The organism is Bradyrhizobium sp. SZCCHNR2028 (assembly GCF_032380995.1).
Taxonomy (GTDB): Bacteria; Pseudomonadota; Alphaproteobacteria; order Rhizobiales; family Xanthobacteraceae; genus Bradyrhizobium.
Genome location: NZ_JAUHJF010000001.1, coordinates 619551 through 635536, shown reverse-complemented (window position 1 = coordinate 635536; position 15986 = coordinate 619551). Strand labels below are relative to the sequence as shown.

Genomic DNA, 15986 nt, shown 5'->3' with positions numbered 1-15986 from the left:
CGCGTCCGAGCCGAGAGACGAAACAAGAGTTGGAACGGATATTCGCCGATGCGCTTTCTGGTGCGGTTTTTGGGCTTCCTGTTCGCGGCCGGTACCGTCTTGTTCCTGGTCGGTGTGGCAGCAGCGGCCGGCCTGATCTGGCATTTTTCCAAGGACCTGCCTGATTACTCCCAGCTGCAGGATTATGAGCCGCCGGTGATGACGCGCGTGCACGCGGCCGACGGCTCGCTGGTCGGTGAATATGCCCGGGAGCGTCGGCTGTACCTGCCGATCCAGGCGGTTCCCAAGCTCGTCATCAACGCCTTCCTCGCCGCCGAGGACAAGAACTTCTACGAGCATGGCGGCATCGACTTCACCGGCATGGCGCGCGCTGCCGTGGTCTACGCCCAGAACTTCGGCTCGAATCGCCGCCCGCAGGGTGCCTCGACGATCACGCAGCAGGTCGCCAAGAACTTCCTGCTGACCAACGAGGTATCGTTCGCCCGCAAGATCAAGGAAGCGCTGCTGGCGATGCGCATCGAGCGCACCTACTCGAAGGACAAGATTCTCGAGCTCTATCTCAACGAGATCTATCTCGGCTCCGGCGCCTACGGCATCGCCGCGGCGTCGCTGGTCTATTTCGACAAGTCGGTCAACGAACTGACGGTGGCCGAGGCCGCCTATCTGGCGGCTCTGCCGAAGATGCCGGGCAGCCTGCATCCGATCCGGAATCGCGACCGCGCCATCGAGCGCCGCAACTATGTCGTCGATCGTCTGCTTGAGAACGGCTGGATCAAGCAGGCCGACGCCGACAAGGCGCGCAAGGACCCGCTGACGATTGCGAGCCGCAACACCGGCGCCCACATCTTTGCAGGTGAATATTTCGCCGAGGAAGTGCGCCGTGACATCTTCGAGCGTTATGGCGAGAAGAAGCTCTACGAGGGCGGCCTGTCCGTCCGGACGACGCTCGATCCGAAGATCCAGGTCATGGCGCGCAAGGCCATGGTCGCCGGACTCGTGAGGTACGACCAGGAGCAGGGCTATCGCGGGCCTGTCTCCAAGCTCGATACTTCGGGCGACTGGGGCGTGAAGCTCGCGGACATCAAATCGCTCTCGGACATCTCACCGTGGCGGATGGCCGTGGTGCTCGAGACCAGCGACCAGTCCGCCCGCATCGGCTTCCAGCCGCCGCGCGAGCTCGGCGGCGCCGTGAGCAAGGAGCGCCAGACTGGCCTGATCACGCTCGACGGCGTGAAATGGGCGCGGGCTGCGACGGCCAATGGCCGTGGCAAGGTGCCGACGTCGGTCGCCCAGGTGCTGCAGCCGGGCGACGTGATCTATGCGGATCCGCTGTACAAGGAAGGCAATCCGGTCGAAGGCCAGTATCGCCTCGAGCAACTGCCCGAAGTGTCCGGCGCGATGGTTGCCATGGATCCGAATACGGGCCGTGTGCTCGCGATGGTCGGCGGCTTCTCCTTCGACCAGAGCCAGTTCAACCGGGCAACGCAGGCCTACCGGCAGCCCGGATCGTCATTTAAGCCGATCGTCTATTCGTCAGCGCTCGACAACGGCTATACGCCGTCGACCCAGGTCGTCGACGCACCGATCGAGATCGACCAGGGGCAGGGTGGCCAGGTCTGGCGCCCCGAAAACTTTACCAACGGCAAGTATCTCGGGCCCACGACCTTGCGCAACGCGCTGCGCCTGTCGCTGAACACGGTGACCGTGCGTCTCGCGCAGGACGTCGGCATGCCGCTGATTTCCGAGTATGCCAAACGGTTCGGAGTCTATGACGAACTGCCGAATTACCTGTCCTACGCACTCGGTGCGGGCGAAACCACGGCCATGCGCATGGTCACGGCCTATTCGATGATGGCCAATGGCGGCCGCCGGGTGAAGCCGACGCTGATCGACCGGATCCAGGATCGCTACGGCCACACCATCTTCAAGCATGATGCCCGCGAGTGCCGCGGCTGCGACGCGCCGGACGGCTGGAAGAACCAGAGCGAGCCGCAACTGGTCGACCGCCGCGAGCAGGTGCTGGATTCGATGACCGCCTATCAGATCACCTCGATGCTCGAGGGGGTGGTGCAGGCGGGTACGGCAACCGTGCTCAGGGAGGTCGGCAAGCCGATCGCCGGCAAGACCGGCACCACCAACGAGGCCAAGGACGCATGGTTCGTCGGCTTCTCGCCGGACCTCGCCGTCGCGATCTACATGGGTTACGACAAGCCGCGGCCGCTCGGTAAGGGTAATGCTGCGACCGGCGGTCATCTGGCCGCGCCGATCGCAAAAGATTTCATGAAGCTCGCGCTGGCCGACAAGCCGGCCACGCCCTTCAAGATCCCGGCTGGCATCAAGCTGGTGCGTGTCGACGCCAAGACCGGCATGCGGGCGAGCCCGGGCGACGGCGGCCGTACCATCATGGAGGCGTTCAAGCCTGGTACGGCGCCGCCGGACAACTACTCGGTCATCGGTGTCGCCGACGCCGATGGACGTGTGATGCCGTCGCAGGGCGGCGGCCAGCCTGATGCGGGCAGCTTCATCATCCGTCCGGGTACCGGTAGCCTCTACTAGACGGGCGAAACTGTGCTGGTGCGGTGCAGAGCGATTGCGCTTTGCGCCGAGCGCCGTTACATCCCCCTGTGAGAGATGATGCCGCGGCGCTTCGAGCCGTGGCCTGAAGAGAGCGACATGCGCGCCGAAATCGAGAAAATCGTAGAAGAGATCAAGCAGTCGGTCGGGCTGCTGAGGAGGCATCTTTGACGTCGAGACATCGACGGCAAGGCTCGCTGAGCTGAACAAGCTCGCCGAAGATCCCAATCTCTGGAACGACCCCCAAAAAGCTCAGCGGCTGATGCAGGAGCGGACCTCGCTGGAGGATTCGCTGACCGGCATTGGCAAGGTCGAGCGTGAGCTCAGCGACAACATCGAGATGATCGAGCTCGGCGAGGCCGAGAACGATCCGGGGGTCGTCACTGAAGCCGAGAATGCGCTCAAGGAGCTGAAGAAGGAGGTCGCGCGGCGCGAGCTCGAGGCGCTGCTGTCCGGCGAGGCCGACAAGTTCGACACCTATCTCGAGGTCCATGCCGGCGCCGGCGGCACCGAGAGCCAGGACTGGGCGCAGATGCTGCTGCGCATGTACACGCGCTGGGCCGAGACCCATGGCTTCAAGGTCGAGTATCTCGAAGAATCGCTGGGTGAAGAAGCCGGCATCAAGTCCGCGACCATCCAGATCTCCGGCCATAACGCCTATGGCTGGCTGAAGACGGAAGCCGGCGTGCATCGTCTGGTCCGAATCTCGCCGTTCGATTCGAATGCGCGGCGGCACACCTCGTTCTCTTCGGTGCAGATCTTCCCGGTCATCGACGACAGCATCAAGATCGACATCAAGGAGTCCGATGTCCGGGTCGACACGATGCGGTCGGGCGGCGCCGGCGGCCAGCACGTCAACAAGACCGAATCGGCGGTGCGGCTGACGCACATCCCGACCGGCGTTGCCGTGGTCTGTCAGGCCGGTCGCTCACAGCACAAGAACCGCGCTCAGGCCTGGGACATGCTGCGCGCACGTCTCTATGAGATCGAGTTGAAGAAGCGCGAGGAGAAAGCGGCGGCCGACCAGGCGGCCAAGACCGAGATCGGCTGGGGTCACCAGATCCGTTCCTACGTGCTGCAGCCGTATCAGATGGTGAAGGATCTGCGCACCGGCGTGCAGACGTCCGACACCGCCGGCGTGCTCGACGGCGATCTCGACGAGTTCATGGCGGCGACGCTGGCGCAGCGCGCGTTCGGCACGACGCCAGGCGCTGCGATCGAGGACGTCGATTGAGCGTGGTGCGCGTTGCCTTCATCGGGCTCGGGCGCATGGGCCATGGCATGGCCGGTCGTTATCTCGACGCAGGCTATTCCGTCGCAGTCTGGAATCGCAGCCGGGCGAAGGCGGAGGATCTGATCGCGCGCGGCGCGCGCTGGTCGACCTCGCCAGCTGATGCGGCAATCGATGCCGATGCGGTCGTTACGATGGTGGCTGATGACGACGCCTCGCGCGCGGTGTGGCTCGGGCCGGATGGCGCCGCGGCCACCATGCGGGTCGGCACGATCGCGATCGAATGCTCGACCGTGTCGCGCGACCATGCGCTGCGCCTGTCGCGCGAGCTGGATGCGCGCGGCGTGACCTATCTCGACTGTCCGGTGACCGGGCTGCCCGACGCGGCCGCGAGCGGCAAGCTGACCTTGCTGGTCGGCGCCGACGCCGCCGATCTCGACCGCGCGCGACCGTATCTGGCGCCGATCGGCTCGACCATTCGCCATTTCGGGCCCGTGGGCGCCGGGACAGTCTACAAGCTGATCAACAATCTGCTTGGCGCGATGCAGATCGCAGGTCTCGCCGAAGGCCTCGCGATCGCCGAGCAGGCCGGGCTCGACATGAACCTCGTGCTGGAGGCGATCCAGGGCGGCGTCGCGGCGAGCCCGCAGGTTCTGCGCCACGCGCCGCGCATGATCGCGCGCAACTTTGCCGATGCCAGCTTCACGGCGGCGCTCCGTCACAAGGATGCAGCCTATGCGCTGCAGCTCGCCGAGGAGCTGCTCGGTGAGCGTCCCGTCATGGCCCAGGCAGCCGTCGATGCCTATGCGCGGGCGAAGGCGGCGATGCCGGATGAGGACGAAGGCCGCATGATCGAGCTGGTCTCGCGGCCAAGAGATACGCGGTAGAGCGCGACGTCTGCGCCGACGGAAAGCGGGTGGACCTTGCTCCGCTTCATCTGCAACGTTCACGCGGACATTGAACAGCGGTTTGCGGTGATGACATCCCCGAACGACAGGATGGACACGCGGGATTGGTCGCTGCTTGGGCTGCTGTCGCTGCTCTGGAGCGGATCTTTCATCTTCAACGGCCTTGCCTTGAAGGAATTGCCGCCGCTGACGCTGGTGCTGCTGCGCATCGTGTTGGCGGCCGCGATCCTGCTGCCGCTGTTGCGGCTGCGCGGGCTCGGCTTTCCCAAGGGGGTTGCCGGCTGGCGACCGTTCTTTGCCGTGGCGCTGTTCAACAATGTCGTGCCGTTCTGCCTGATCGTGATCGGCCAGACGTTCATCACCTCCGGCCTTGCTGCCGTCCTCAATGCGACGACGCCGCTGTTCACGATCGTGGTGATGGCAGCCGCGGGAGAGGAAAGGCTGTCGGCCCGGCGGGCAGCGGGTCTGGTTGTAGGCTTCGTCGGCGTCGTGATCCTGCGAGGTGGGCCGGGGCTCGACGGCTCGGGAGGCGGCTACGGCTTTCTGTTCGGTCTCGGCGCGTCGCTCAGCTACGGTATCGCCGCGCTGCTGGTGCGCCGCCATCTCGCCCATTCGCCGCCGCTTGCGACCGCCACCTTCCAGCTCTCGGCTTCCAGCGTGATGATGCTGGCCATCGCCGCTGTCGTCGACCAGCCATGGCGTCCTCCAATTCCCGGACTGCAGACCTGGCTCGCGGTCATCGGGCTTGCGGTGCTGTCGACGGCCTTCGCCTATATCGTGTTCTTCCAAATCCTGCGCCGCTCCGGTGCAACCAACGTGACGCTGGTGACGTTGTTGATCCCGTTGACGACGATCCTGCTCGGGTCGCTGGTGCTCGGCGAAAGCATCTCGTTGCGGGAGATCGGCGGTGCGCTGGTGATCGGGAGTGCGCTGCTGGTGATCGATGGTCGCATCTTCAGCGTCATTCGTCCTTCGCCGCGACCGTCCTGCTGAACCGCTCGCGCACGATCACTTCGTGCCGAACATCCGATCGCCAGCATCGCCGAGACCGGGCACGATGTAGGCGTGGTCGTTCAGCTTCTCGTCGATCGCGGCGGTCCAGATTGGAATGTCCGGATGCTCCTTCTCGAATTGCGCGATGCCCTCAGGTGCCGCCAGCAGGCAGACGAAGCGGATGTCGCGGGCGCCGCGCGTCTTGAGGAGCTCGGCTGCCGCGCAGGCCGAATTGCCGGTCGCGAGCATCGGGTCCATCAGGATCACGGTGCGGTCGGTCAGGTCCTGCGGCGCCTTGAAATAGTACTCGACGGCCTGCAGCGTCTTCGGGTCACGGTACAGGCCGATATGGGCGATGCGCGCGGACGGCATCAGCGCCAGCATGCCGTCGAGGAAGCCGACGCCGGCGCGCAGGATCGGCGCAAGCGTCAGCTTCTTGCCGGCGATCTTCGGCGCCTTCATCGGCGCGATCGGCGTTTCGATGTCCACCAGCTCGAGCGGCAGGTCGCGCGTGACCTCGTAGGCCAGCAGCATGCCGATCTCGTTCAACAGCTCACGGAAGCCCTTGGTCGAGCGGTCACGCTCGCGCATCAGCGAGAGCTTGTGCTGGACCAGCGGGTGATCGACGACGTGAACGTTCGTGTTTGCCATGCTTCAAGTCCAGCGGGATCGGAGATTCTGTGGAAGATGGATGCGCGCCGGCCTCATGGCAGCACCTCGCGGCGATCGGCGAGCATGGCCTCGGCCTCGTTGCGGCGCTCCGACAACAGCCCGGCGCTGGCGTCCTGGATCAGGTTGAGCAGAACCTGCGCATCGCTGAGCCGCGGCACCGTCACATAGTCGGCGCCGGCGTCGTAGAGATCGTTGACGTCCGCGAGCAGGTCGGCGGTGGCGACGATCTTGGCCGTGGCATTAATGCTGCGGACGTGCCGCACCAGCTTCTCGTTGTTGGCGCCCTTGAGCAGCGAATCCGGGATGCTCAGGATGATCAGCTCGGCCTGGCCGACCCCCGCATGAACCAGCGTGTCGACATTGCTGATGTCGCCATAAGTCACCTGGATGCCGCGATCGGACAGGGTGCGAAACACCACCGGATTGAAATCGACCACGCCGATCTGCTCCAGCAGCGCCGGCTGGCTGCGCTCGATTTCGCTGAGGAGGGCGCTGGCGGTGCGGAAGAATCCGAGTAGCACGATCGGACGCCCGGCGCCGTGTCCGCCCTCGTGGCCGGCCTCGCCATCCTTGCTTGCATCGAGGTCGCGCAGACCGATCCGCTTGAGCAGCGGGATGCTTCGCCGCGCGATCGGATCGGAGCGGACGATGACGAAGGTCGAGAGCACCGCGAGCAGCACGAAGGCAAAAGACGCCGCGCTCGACGTGCCGTTCTTGAGGTGACCGGCGGCCGCGCCGGTCTGGATCACCACCAGCGAGAATTCGCTGATCTGGGCCAGGTTGAGCGCCGGCAGCAGGCTGGCGCGCAGGCCCTGCCGCATCATGTACAGCGGCGTGAACGTGGTGAGCAGCCGGCTCGCCACCGTGAACAGCGCGATCACCAGCGCCAGCCCGACAACGGACATCGTCGGGATCGGGATGGTCATGCCGAGCGCGACGAAGAACAGCGTGATGAAGAAATCGCGCAACGTCGTGACCTTGGCGGTGACGTCGAGCGCATAGGGGAAGGTCGATAGCGAGACGCCCGCGACCAGCGAGCCCATCTCGCGTGACAGGTGCAGCCTTTCTGCGATCTCGCCGATCAGGAAGCACCAGGCCAGCGCGCCGAGCAGGATCAGCTCCGGGGTACGCGCGATGCGATGGAACACCGGCGGCAAGACGTAGCGGCTGAGGAGCAGGGCGATCGCGACCAGCGTGCCGGCGCGGGCGAACGACAGCAGGATCACGCTGACATGGAGGTCGTCGAGGCTCGGCTGCACCGCCAGGAACAGGATCGCGAACACATCCTGCAGCACGAGCACGCCGAGCGTGATGCGGCCGGGCAGGGTGTCGAGCTCGCGCTTCTCGTACAGCACCTTGACGATAATGACGGTCGAGGACAGCGCGCAGGCGACGCAGAGATAGAGCGCGTCGTAGCTTTCGGCGCCCATCCGCATGCCGATCGCGACGAAGAACAGGATGCCGAGCGCGGCGCCGCCGAGCAGCTGGACGCCGCCCGCGATGAGAATCACCGGGCCGGCGCGGATGATCTTCTTGAGGTCGATCTCGAGCCCGATCATGAACAGCATGAAGATCAGGCCGAGCTCGGAGATCACCGAAATCGACTCCTGGGACTTGACCCAGCCGGTGCCGAAGGGGCCAATGGCGAAGCCCGCGACCAGATAAGCGAGAATCGAGGGCTGGCGCCATTTATGCGCTGCCAGTCCAAGCACCCACGCAAACAGGATGCAGAGCGTGATGTCGCCGATCAGTTCATGCATGAAGCAACCCCCGGGGCGGCAACTTATGTCGTGCCGCCGCGCAAGGAAACCCGCAATCTGTCACATCCGGACCGGCGCATTCGCGCTGCTGCTCATCGCAGCTGCTGCGGTCGGCGCGGCGCAGGCCGCGGACGACGTGACCGCCGCTTTCGCGAGCTCGCTGACGCCAGTTCCGGCGGAGCCCGTCACGGTCACGGGCGCCGTCTATGTCCCCGTCTATTCCAGCGTCGCGATGACCCCGGGCCGGGTCCAGGCCGATTTCTCGGTGACGCTGAGCATCCACAACGCCTCCGAGCAGCGGCCGCTGATCGTCCGGCGCATCAACTATTACGATACGGCCGGCACGCTGGTGGAGGCGCATCTGCGCGAGCCCGTCGCCTTGAAGCCGTTCGCGACCGTCGAGGTCTTCGTGCCCATCAAGGACACCCGCGGCGGCACGGGCGCCAATTTCGTCATCGACTGGGCCGCGACCGGTGAGATCGCCGAGCCCGTCGTCGAGGCGCTGATGGTCGGCGGCATCGGCACCGGCCATTACGCCTTCATCAGTCAGGGCCGCCCGATCCGGCTGACCGGGCGGTGAGCGCGGGGCGGCTCAGGCCGCCCGCACGTTGCCGAGGAATCGGTCGACCTCCTGCCGCAGCCGGTCGCTCTCCTGCGACAGCGACTGCGCGGCCGACAGCACGTTGCCCGAGGCAGAGCCGGTCTGCGAGGCGCCGCGCTGGACGTCGACGATGTTGGCATTGACCTCGGCGGTGCCGCGCGACGCCTCCTGGATGTTGCGCGAGATCTCCTGCGTCGCCGCGCCCTGCTGCTCGACGGCGGCGGCGATGGTCGAGGAGATTTCCGACAGCCGCTCGATCGTCGTGCTGATCTCCCGGATCGCCGACACCGATTCCTGCGTCGCCGCCTGGATGCCCGAGATCTGCTGGGCGATCTCACCGGTGGCCTTCGAGGTCTGCTCGGCGAGCGCCTTGACCTCGGACGCGACCACGGCGAAGCCGCGGCCGGCATCGCCGGCGCGCGCCGCCTCGATGGTAGCGTTCAGCGCCAGCAGGTTGGTCTGGCCGGCGATGGTGTTGATCAGCTCGACCACGTCGCCGATCCTCGCAGCTGCCTTCGAGAGCTCGTTGACGCGGTCGTTGGTGGTGCGCGCCTGATCGACGGCGCCGTTGGCGATGCGCGCCGATTCCTGCACCTGGCGGCTGATCTCGGTCACCGACGAAGTCAGTTCCTCGGTGGCCGAGGCGACCGACTGCACGTTCGTCGCGGCCTGCTCGGACGCGGCGGCCACGGTGGTGGCGAGCTCCTGCGAGCGCGTCGCGGTCGAGGTCAGCGTGCCGGCGGACGTCTCGAGCTGCGACGACGCCGAAGATACCGTCTGCACGATGCCGCCGATCGCGCTTTCGAATTCGCTGGCGAGCTTGTTCATTCCGGCCTTGCGCTTGACCTCGGCCGAGTGCTGCACAGCCCTCACTTCCTCGCTGTTGAAGCGGACGATCGCCTGCACGGTCTGCAGGTTGCGCAGCGCCTCGCCGAGCTCGTCGTCGCGCTCCACCGGGATGCGGTTGTCGAGCTTGCCCTGGCTGATGTTCTGCATCGCGTCGTTGAGCACCTTGAGCGGCCGCAGCACCGCGCGGATGCTCTGCAGGCTGAACGTAGCACCGATTCCGATACCCGCCAGGATCATCACAGAAATGATCGCGAGCACCACCAGATATTGTCTCTCGGCCTCCTCGTAGAGCGCCTTGCCTTCCTTCACCTGGATCTGAACGAGCTTGTCGAGCTCGTGCTTGGCGGCCTCGAACAGATCATGCCCCTTGGTGGCGATATGCTGGCTCGCCTCGTCGAACTTGCCCTGCTCGAGCAGAGCCAATCCTGGCCTGATGCCTTCTTCCAGATAGGCCTTGCGTCTGATCGCGAAGGCATCGGCGGCGATCTTCTCCTCCGGCGTCAGGTAGCTCGCCATGTAGTCGGCCCACACCTTGGTGATCCTGGCGCTGTTTCCGTCCACCAGCGCCCTGATGCCGTCGATCGGTTTTCCGGCCTTGCCGTTCGCCGCCGCGGACTGTTGCGACGACATGTTCTGCAAGGTGCGATCGTTGATCTCGAGCAATTGCGCCAGCGGGATCGTGCGATCTTCGTACAGCGACTTCATGGCGACGTTGGTGGAGCGGGTCGACAGCAGGCCGGCCGCGCCGATGATCAGCATGAACACGCCCAGCACCGCGGCCAAGGTCGTCAGGCGCGCCCTGAGCGTACCCGTGAACAGCGACAGGCGGTCGAACACCGAGCGGCAGCGGATGACGCCCGCGCTGATCGCGTAGCCCTGCGCCTTGTTCTGATTCAGCAGCCCGTAGACCTTCTCGGCCTCGGCGCGCTGCTCGGCCGGCAGCTTGGTGCGGATGGAGGTGTAGCCCGTGATCTCGCCATTCTCGCGGATCGCCGACGCGGTCGCCTGCACCCAGTAGAAGTCACCGTTCTTGCGGCGGTTCTTGACGGCGCCGGCCCACGGCTTGCCTTGCTTCAGCGTGTCCCAGAGGTTGGCGAATGCGGCCTCCGGCATGTCGGGATGACGGATGATGTTGTGCGGCTGGCCCATCAGCTCGTCCGGCGTAAAGCCGGCGGCGTCGACGAACTGGTCGTTGAAATAGGTCAGCTTGCCCTTGAGATCGGTGCGCGAGACGATCAGCGTCTCGTCGGTGATCGGGTATTCGTTGGACGTGACGGGTAGATTCTTGCGCACGGATATGAACTCCAGCTGCCCAGTCGTATTCGGTGTCGGAATGCCAACCTTGGAACTAACAAGAGGCCCCAATCCGTTAAAGGTTGCGTAAAAGATGGGCACCGTAGGACTACGCGTTGTGCATTGCAGTGGGGCGGGAGCTGGGCACCACCTCAAACAACCAGCAATTGATACCGCATGCGAAATGCCTCGTGACGCATAAGCGTCCGAGCTTTGGGCAGCGAGCCCTCGAAACGAGGGCGCAGGGAATGCCGGGTGAAGGCCTCACCCATGGCCCGCCTGCGAAAAAAATGCAGGCGGCAGGTACCACAGGCAAAGCCGTAGCCGGCATTCCCTGCGCGATGGTTTTAACAACTTATACGCGATCTCCCCGGGGACCGGGCTTTCTTGCCCCCGTCATCCGCGCCGTGACTTTATCGGCACCGGCACGAACTTAGCGCCAGCATCGGGGCGCCAGGACCACGCGACTTCGTCGTCCGCGAGCGGCCATGCCCGTCGTGCATCGCAGCCCACGTCCACCGCAGCCCGCCCCAACGTCCGTGACGACGCGTACGCCCCTCGCAACGAGGCGGGATGGGGAGATCATACATGATTTCTGGAAAAAAGAAACAGCAAAATGGCATGGGGGTATTCGGCTAAAGGGGATGATGCCGAGCATGGGCCCGTTCAGCCGAATGATGGCGTTTCGGCGAACATGGTGCTAAGAGCGAACCGAGCATCCTGCTGGCGGAGCCGTCGTCTCCGTGTTCGCCGCGAACAGGACGGAGCTACGCATGAGCACCGGAATCAGTCGAGGCGTGTTTTGGGCAGGCGGTTTCGTGGCCGCGCTCGCGGCGGGCGCTGCCGCGATCGTGCTGGCGCCTGGTATCGATCTCGACCTTTCGATCTTCAAGCGTGAGCTGTCGGCCGCAAGCCCGACGGATGCTGCAGCACCGCGAGCGGCGTCTGCCCCAGCGGCTCCGGGCCGCGCGGTGGTGGAGCAGGAGCCGGCAGACCCGGGCGGCGCGAAGCAAGCTGCGGCCGCGCTGGCGACTGCCCGGCAACAGGCTAGCGGTCTGGCAGCGCTGTTGGCGCCGGTCGCGCCAGCCGCTCTCGACAGCGACGAGCCGTCGTTCGACGTGGTCAGCGTGGAGCCCTCGGGGGAGACCGTGGTCGCAGGCCGGGCCGCGCCCGGCGCGACCGTCGAACTGCTGCGCAACGGCGAGCCGCATGCGCAAACGGTTGCCGATCGATCGGGACAATTCTCCATGGTTCCGCCTCCCTTGCCGGCTGGAGCGTTCGACCTGACCCTGCGGTCACGGCAGCTCGACGGCCGCGAGGTGTCATCCAAGCAGAGCGTGGCCGTCGTGGTCGACGCCCGAAAGCAACCGCCTACGGTCGCGTTGATCGCGCCGGACCAGCCGACCCGCGTGCTGTCGAAGCCTGAGGGGGCGACGCCTCAGGCCGTGGCGATAGAGGCCGTGGACTTCGAGCCGAACGGAAATCTGCGCGTCAGTGGACGGGCCCGGCCCGGCGCGACGGTGCGGCTCTATCTCAACGATCGCCTGGTCAGCTCGGCCATTGCCGGTGCTGACGGTCGTCTCGCGGCGACCATCAAGGACGCCGCCTGGGGCAGCAAGGACCGGTTGCGGCTCGACGAGGTGGATGCCAAATCGGGCACGGTTCAGGCCCGCGCGGAAGTGCCTTTGAACGTACCGGAGACGCTGACCACGGCCTCGCTGCCCGCGGCCGCTGGCCAGGGGAGCGCAGCCGCTCCCGCGAGCGCAAGCGCTCTAGGCGCGCGCACGCAGCTTGCGGCGGCATCGCCGGCCGACCTCAAGGACATGGCGGCATCACCCGCCCGCGGCGGTGGCGCCAGGACGATCACCGTGTCGCGCGGCGACAGTCTGTGGCACATCAGCCGGCGCCTGCTCGGCGAGGGCACGCGCTATGCGGTCATCTACCGTGCCAACCGCGAGCAGATCCGCCGGCCCGATCTGATCTATCCCGGCCAAGTGTTCGTGCTGCCGGCCAAGCGCTAGGCGGGGCTGAACTGACCGCTCGCGCAGATCCATGGTTGAACCATCGCTGTCATCGTCCGCGAAGGCGGACGATCCAGTACGCCGAGACGTCGCGGTTCGCATCTTCTGCCGCGGAATACTGGATGCTCCGCTTTCGCGGAGCATGGCGAGGGTGGAGACGGCCAGACTTCCACCGCCCATCAGTTGCCGGCTCTCAGGAAACGGTGTCTAGGCGAGCGGCTCATGAGCCAGCTCCCCCAGCCGTTCGACGCTGCGCTCGATGCGTGCGTCCCAGTCGTGGCTGCAGCTCAGCCGCAGGCAGTTGCGATAATCTGATGTCGCCGTGAACAGGCTGCCGGGCACGAAGCAGATGCGTTCGCGGATGGCGCGGTCATAAAGTGCGTCGGAATTGAAATCCGCGGGCAGCTCCAGCCAGAGCACGAAGCCGCCTCTGGGGTCGGTCATCCGCGTCTCCTTGGGGAAGCTGCGGTCGACAGTGCGGCGCATGCGGTCCATGTTGGCGGCGAACACCTTGCGGATGCGCCGCAGATGGGCGTCGTAGCCGCCGGAGCCGAGGAAATCCGCCATCGCCTTCTGCGGCAAGGCCGCGCCGCTCAGCGACAGCGCGAACTTCGCGGCAAGGATCTGATCGTGGCGGCGGTTGGAGGCGAGCCAGCCGATGCGATAGCCCGGCGCGATGGTCTTCGAGAACGAGCTGCACAGGATGATGTCGGCCTTCGGGGCTATCGCGGCGAATGGGCGCGGCCGGTCGTCGCCGAAGCTGATGTCGCCGTAGATGTCGTCCTCGATCAGCGGCACGCCGTGGCGCGTGAGCACGCGGATGATGGCGGCCTTGCTGGCATCGTCGGTGCGCGTGCCCAGCGGATTGTTGAAGCTCGAGGCGAGCAGGCAGGCGGCGACGCGGCGCGCGCCGAGCGCCTTGTCGAGCGCGGCGACGTCGACGCCACGGGTCGGATCGGTCGGCAGCTCCAGCGCGCGCAGGCCGCGGGCTTCGAGCACCTGGAGCAGGCCGAAATAGGTCGGGGATTCGATCGCGACCGCGTCGCCCGGCCGGGTGGTGACGCTCAAGGCGATGTTCAGCGCCTCGGTGCAGCCGTTGGTGATGAGGACGCCATCGGGCGGCACGGCGTGGCCGAGGCGCAGTGCGCGCGCGGAGATCTGCGCGCGCAGCTCGGCATCGCCATGCGGATCGGCGTAGATGTTGTAGTGGCGGCCATGGACGCGGGCGCAGCGGGCGAGATGACGGTCGAGCCGCTCGGCGGCGAGCAGGCTGGCGCTCGGGAGGGCGCAGCCCAGCGGCGCATAGGTCGGGTCGCCGGCAAAGGCGAGCACGCTGAAGACGGGACTGGAGACGGCCACCGGGTTGGCGCGCTGCGGCGGCTGCGACGCGGTCGGCAGCGCGCGCTGCCGGTGGCTCCGCTGCGTGACGTAGAAGCCGGATTTCGGCCGGGCTTCGAGCACGCCGCGATCTTCCAGCAGGCGATAGGCCTGCACCGCCGTGGTCAGACTGACGCCGTGCTGGGCGGCGAAGGCGCGCACCGAGGGCGCGCGCATGCCCGGACGCAGGACGTTGTCGTCGACCAGCGCCGTGAGGTGGCCGGCGAGGGCTTCGTAGAGCGGCGAAGACGGGGTGCGCTGGTCCATACAGATCATCCAATCGCAAATCTGTACTGGTGGCAATCGGGCGTCTCTGTATCTGTCATCCCCAGCCCCCCGGGCGGTAGCTTGAGCGCATCACTCGGAGCTCAGCCATGCCGCACGTGCCCAGCCGTTTCCCGTACAACGACATCATCAGCTTGACCTCGCAGCCGGTCCGCTACGATCTCGCCGAGAGCATCGGCCCGGATCTTGGGCTTGACGAGCTGCTCGCGGACGGGCTCGGCGACGCGCTGACGGATGTTGTGCTGAGCTATGGTCCGACCGAAGGCCACCTCGAGCTGCGCGAGCTGATCGCCGCGCGACACGGTGTCGGCGCTGACGACGTCATCACCACCGTCGGCGCCATGCAGGCGCTGTTCCTGACGGCCTTCGTTCTCAGCGCGCCCGGCGCGGAGGTCGTGATCGGACGTCCTGCGTTTCCCAACGCGCGCAACGTGCTTGCGTCGGTGGGCCTGCGCGTTCTCGACCTGCCGCTGCATTTCGATGACGGCTATCGTCTCGATGTCGGCCGCCTGCGCTCGTTGCTGACGGCGCGGACGCGGCTGGTCAGCCTGGCCTCGCCGCAGAATCCGTCCGGCGTGGCGCTGTCCGATGCCGAGCTGCGCGAGGTGCTCGCGGCGATGGACGAGATCTGCCCCGATGCGTTCCTGCTGGTCGACGAGACCTATCGCGAGGCCGTGCATGGCGAGGCGGAGCCGCGTCCGAGCGTCGTCGCGCTGGATCGGCGCATCATCAGCTGCGCGTCGTTCTCGAAATGCCATGGTGCGCCGGGCATCCGCACCGGATGGGTGATCACGCGGGACGAGGCGCTGCGCGCACAGCTCGTGCTCGGCAAGTTCAACACCACGATATCGAACTCGGTCGTCGATGAGGCGATCGCGCGATCGATCCTGCGGAATCTCGACGGGATCATGGGCGAGCGGCGCCGTCATCTTGCCGAGGGTCTGGCGCGCACCGCCGGCTTCGTTGCCGCCCATGCCCGCCTGCTCGAATGGATCAGGCCGGATGCGGGCGCGCTGTGCTGCATCAGGCTCAGGCGCGAGATGTTCGAGGACGCGGCGGTGGCGCGCTTTCATCGCGAGCTGGCCGAGCGCGAGACTCGCGTCGGTCCGGGATCGTGGTTCGGCGACGAGGCGCGGGTATTCCGTCTCGGCTTTGGCGTGCTCGCGTTGCCCGAACTCGACGAGGCGCTGCGGCGCGTCTCACAGGCGCTGAAATAGGCGTCCGTTATGGCGGTCGATCAGCCGTCATTGCGAGCGAAGCGAAGCAATCCAGGGCTGCGAGTGCGACTCTGGATTGCTTCGTCGCTTCGCTCCTCGCAATGACGGTGCCCCAAGATGACCTTTCGCCAAGCGGCGGGCCTCTTCTCAGTTGGATCGGTCACTCCCCAGTTTCGGTTATCGAAACCGACCCCCTGACCTCGCG

At 66.2% G+C, this 15986-nt stretch carries 10 protein-coding genes and 1 pseudogene; 7 read left to right on the top strand and 4 right to left on the bottom strand.

Translation table 11 applies throughout. The features are described 5' to 3' along the window. Positions 1-48 precede the first annotated feature (48 nt). From QX121_RS02885 to QX121_RS02870, 4 genes and pseudogenes are all read left to right on the top strand, one after another. A complete protein-coding gene (locus QX121_RS02885) occupies positions 49-2556 on the top strand; it encodes a penicillin-binding protein 1A (protein WP_315737782.1) in 2508 nt (835 codons plus the stop codon). Positions 2557-2673: 117 nt separating this feature from the next. After that, positions 2674-3808 (top strand): peptide chain release factor 2 gene (prfB, locus tag QX121_RS02880; RefSeq protein ID WP_315737783.1). Its coding sequence is split into 2 segments (ribosomal slippage): positions 2674-2742 and positions 2744-3808, totalling 1134 coding nucleotides; the frame shifts between segments, so codons are not numbered across the junction. Next, positions 3787-4692, top strand: a pseudogene (locus QX121_RS02875) (NAD(P)-dependent oxidoreductase); the annotation flags it as partial. The gene prfB and the pseudogene QX121_RS02875, both read left to right, overlap by 22 nt. A gap of 111 nt (positions 4693-4803) precedes the next feature. After that, on the top strand, positions 4804-5706 hold the full coding sequence (locus QX121_RS02870; protein WP_409999302.1) for a DMT family transporter: 903 nt from the start codon (positions 4804-4806) through the stop codon (positions 5704-5706). A gap of 15 nt (positions 5707-5721) precedes the next feature. Here QX121_RS02870 and upp read toward each other — a convergent pair whose 3' ends face one another. Beyond that, on the bottom strand, positions 5722-6357 hold the full coding sequence (gene upp, locus QX121_RS02865) for a uracil phosphoribosyltransferase (protein ID WP_315755610.1): 636 nt from the start codon (positions 6355-6357) through the stop codon (positions 5722-5724). Between the two features lie 53 nt (positions 6358-6410). Further along, entirely contained in the window at positions 6411-8138 is a 1728-nt protein-coding gene (locus tag QX121_RS02860; protein ID WP_315755609.1) for a cation:proton antiporter, read from the bottom strand. Between the two features lie 25 nt (positions 8139-8163). On the opposite strand from QX121_RS02860, the gene QX121_RS02855 reads away from it, so the two are divergent. Next, positions 8164-8718 (top strand): DUF3124 domain-containing protein, encoded by a 555-nt coding sequence (locus tag QX121_RS02855; RefSeq protein ID WP_315811134.1) that lies wholly within the window; start codon positions 8164-8166, stop codon positions 8716-8718. A 12-nt stretch (positions 8719-8730) separates the two neighbouring features. On the opposite strand, the gene QX121_RS02850 is transcribed toward QX121_RS02855, so the two are convergent. Then, positions 8731-10881 carry a methyl-accepting chemotaxis protein gene (locus QX121_RS02850; protein WP_315811116.1) on the bottom strand — a complete coding sequence of 717 codons (2151 nt, stop codon included), beginning with the start codon at positions 10879-10881 and terminating at the stop codon, positions 8731-8733. Positions 10882-11654: 773 nt separating this feature from the next. Between QX121_RS02850 and QX121_RS02845 the strand changes: the two genes are divergently transcribed. After that, positions 11655-12902: a LysM peptidoglycan-binding domain-containing protein gene (locus tag QX121_RS02845; RefSeq protein WP_315811115.1), complete on the top strand. Its 1248-nt coding sequence runs from the start codon at positions 11655-11657 to the stop codon at positions 12900-12902. 207 nt (positions 12903-13109) lie between these two features. Here QX121_RS02845 and QX121_RS02840 read toward each other — a convergent pair whose 3' ends face one another. Continuing rightward, positions 13110-14546 (bottom strand): PLP-dependent aminotransferase family protein, encoded by a 1437-nt coding sequence (locus tag QX121_RS02840; RefSeq protein WP_315811114.1) that lies wholly within the window; start codon positions 14544-14546, stop codon positions 13110-13112. A gap of 107 nt (positions 14547-14653) precedes the next feature. Here QX121_RS02840 and QX121_RS02835 point away from each other — a divergent pair, with 107 nt between their 5' ends. Next, positions 14654-15781, top strand: coding sequence for a pyridoxal phosphate-dependent aminotransferase (locus QX121_RS02835; RefSeq protein ID WP_315780599.1), 1128 nt, complete (start codon positions 14654-14656; stop codon positions 15779-15781). Positions 15782-15986: the final 205 nt, after the last annotated feature.

What these genes read in the sequence shown, in the direction of transcription:
- QX121_RS02885 (WP_315737782.1), top strand. Translation starts at nt 49, where the DNA reads ATGCGCTTTCTGGTGCGGTTTTTGGGCTTCCTGTTCGCGGCCGGTACC.
- QX121_RS02855 (WP_315811134.1), top strand. Translation starts at nt 8,164, where the DNA reads ATGTCGTGCCGCCGCGCAAGGAAACCCGCAATCTGTCACATCCGGACC.
- QX121_RS02870 (WP_409999302.1), top strand. Translation starts at nt 4,804, where the DNA reads ATGGACACGCGGGATTGGTCGCTGCTTGGGCTGCTGTCGCTGCTCTGG.
- QX121_RS02860 (WP_315755609.1), bottom strand. Translation starts at nt 8,138, where the DNA reads ATGCATGAACTGATCGGCGACATCACGCTCTGCATCCTGTTTGCGTGG.
- QX121_RS02835 (WP_315780599.1), top strand. Translation starts at nt 14,654, where the DNA reads ATGCCGCACGTGCCCAGCCGTTTCCCGTACAACGACATCATCAGCTTG.
- QX121_RS02845 (WP_315811115.1), top strand. Translation starts at nt 11,655, where the DNA reads ATGAGCACCGGAATCAGTCGAGGCGTGTTTTGGGCAGGCGGTTTCGTG.
- upp (WP_315755610.1), bottom strand. Translation starts at nt 6,357, where the DNA reads ATGGCAAACACGAACGTTCACGTCGTCGATCACCCGCTGGTCCAGCAC.
- QX121_RS02840 (WP_315811114.1), bottom strand. Translation starts at nt 14,546, where the DNA reads ATGGACCAGCGCACCCCGTCTTCGCCGCTCTACGAAGCCCTCGCCGGC.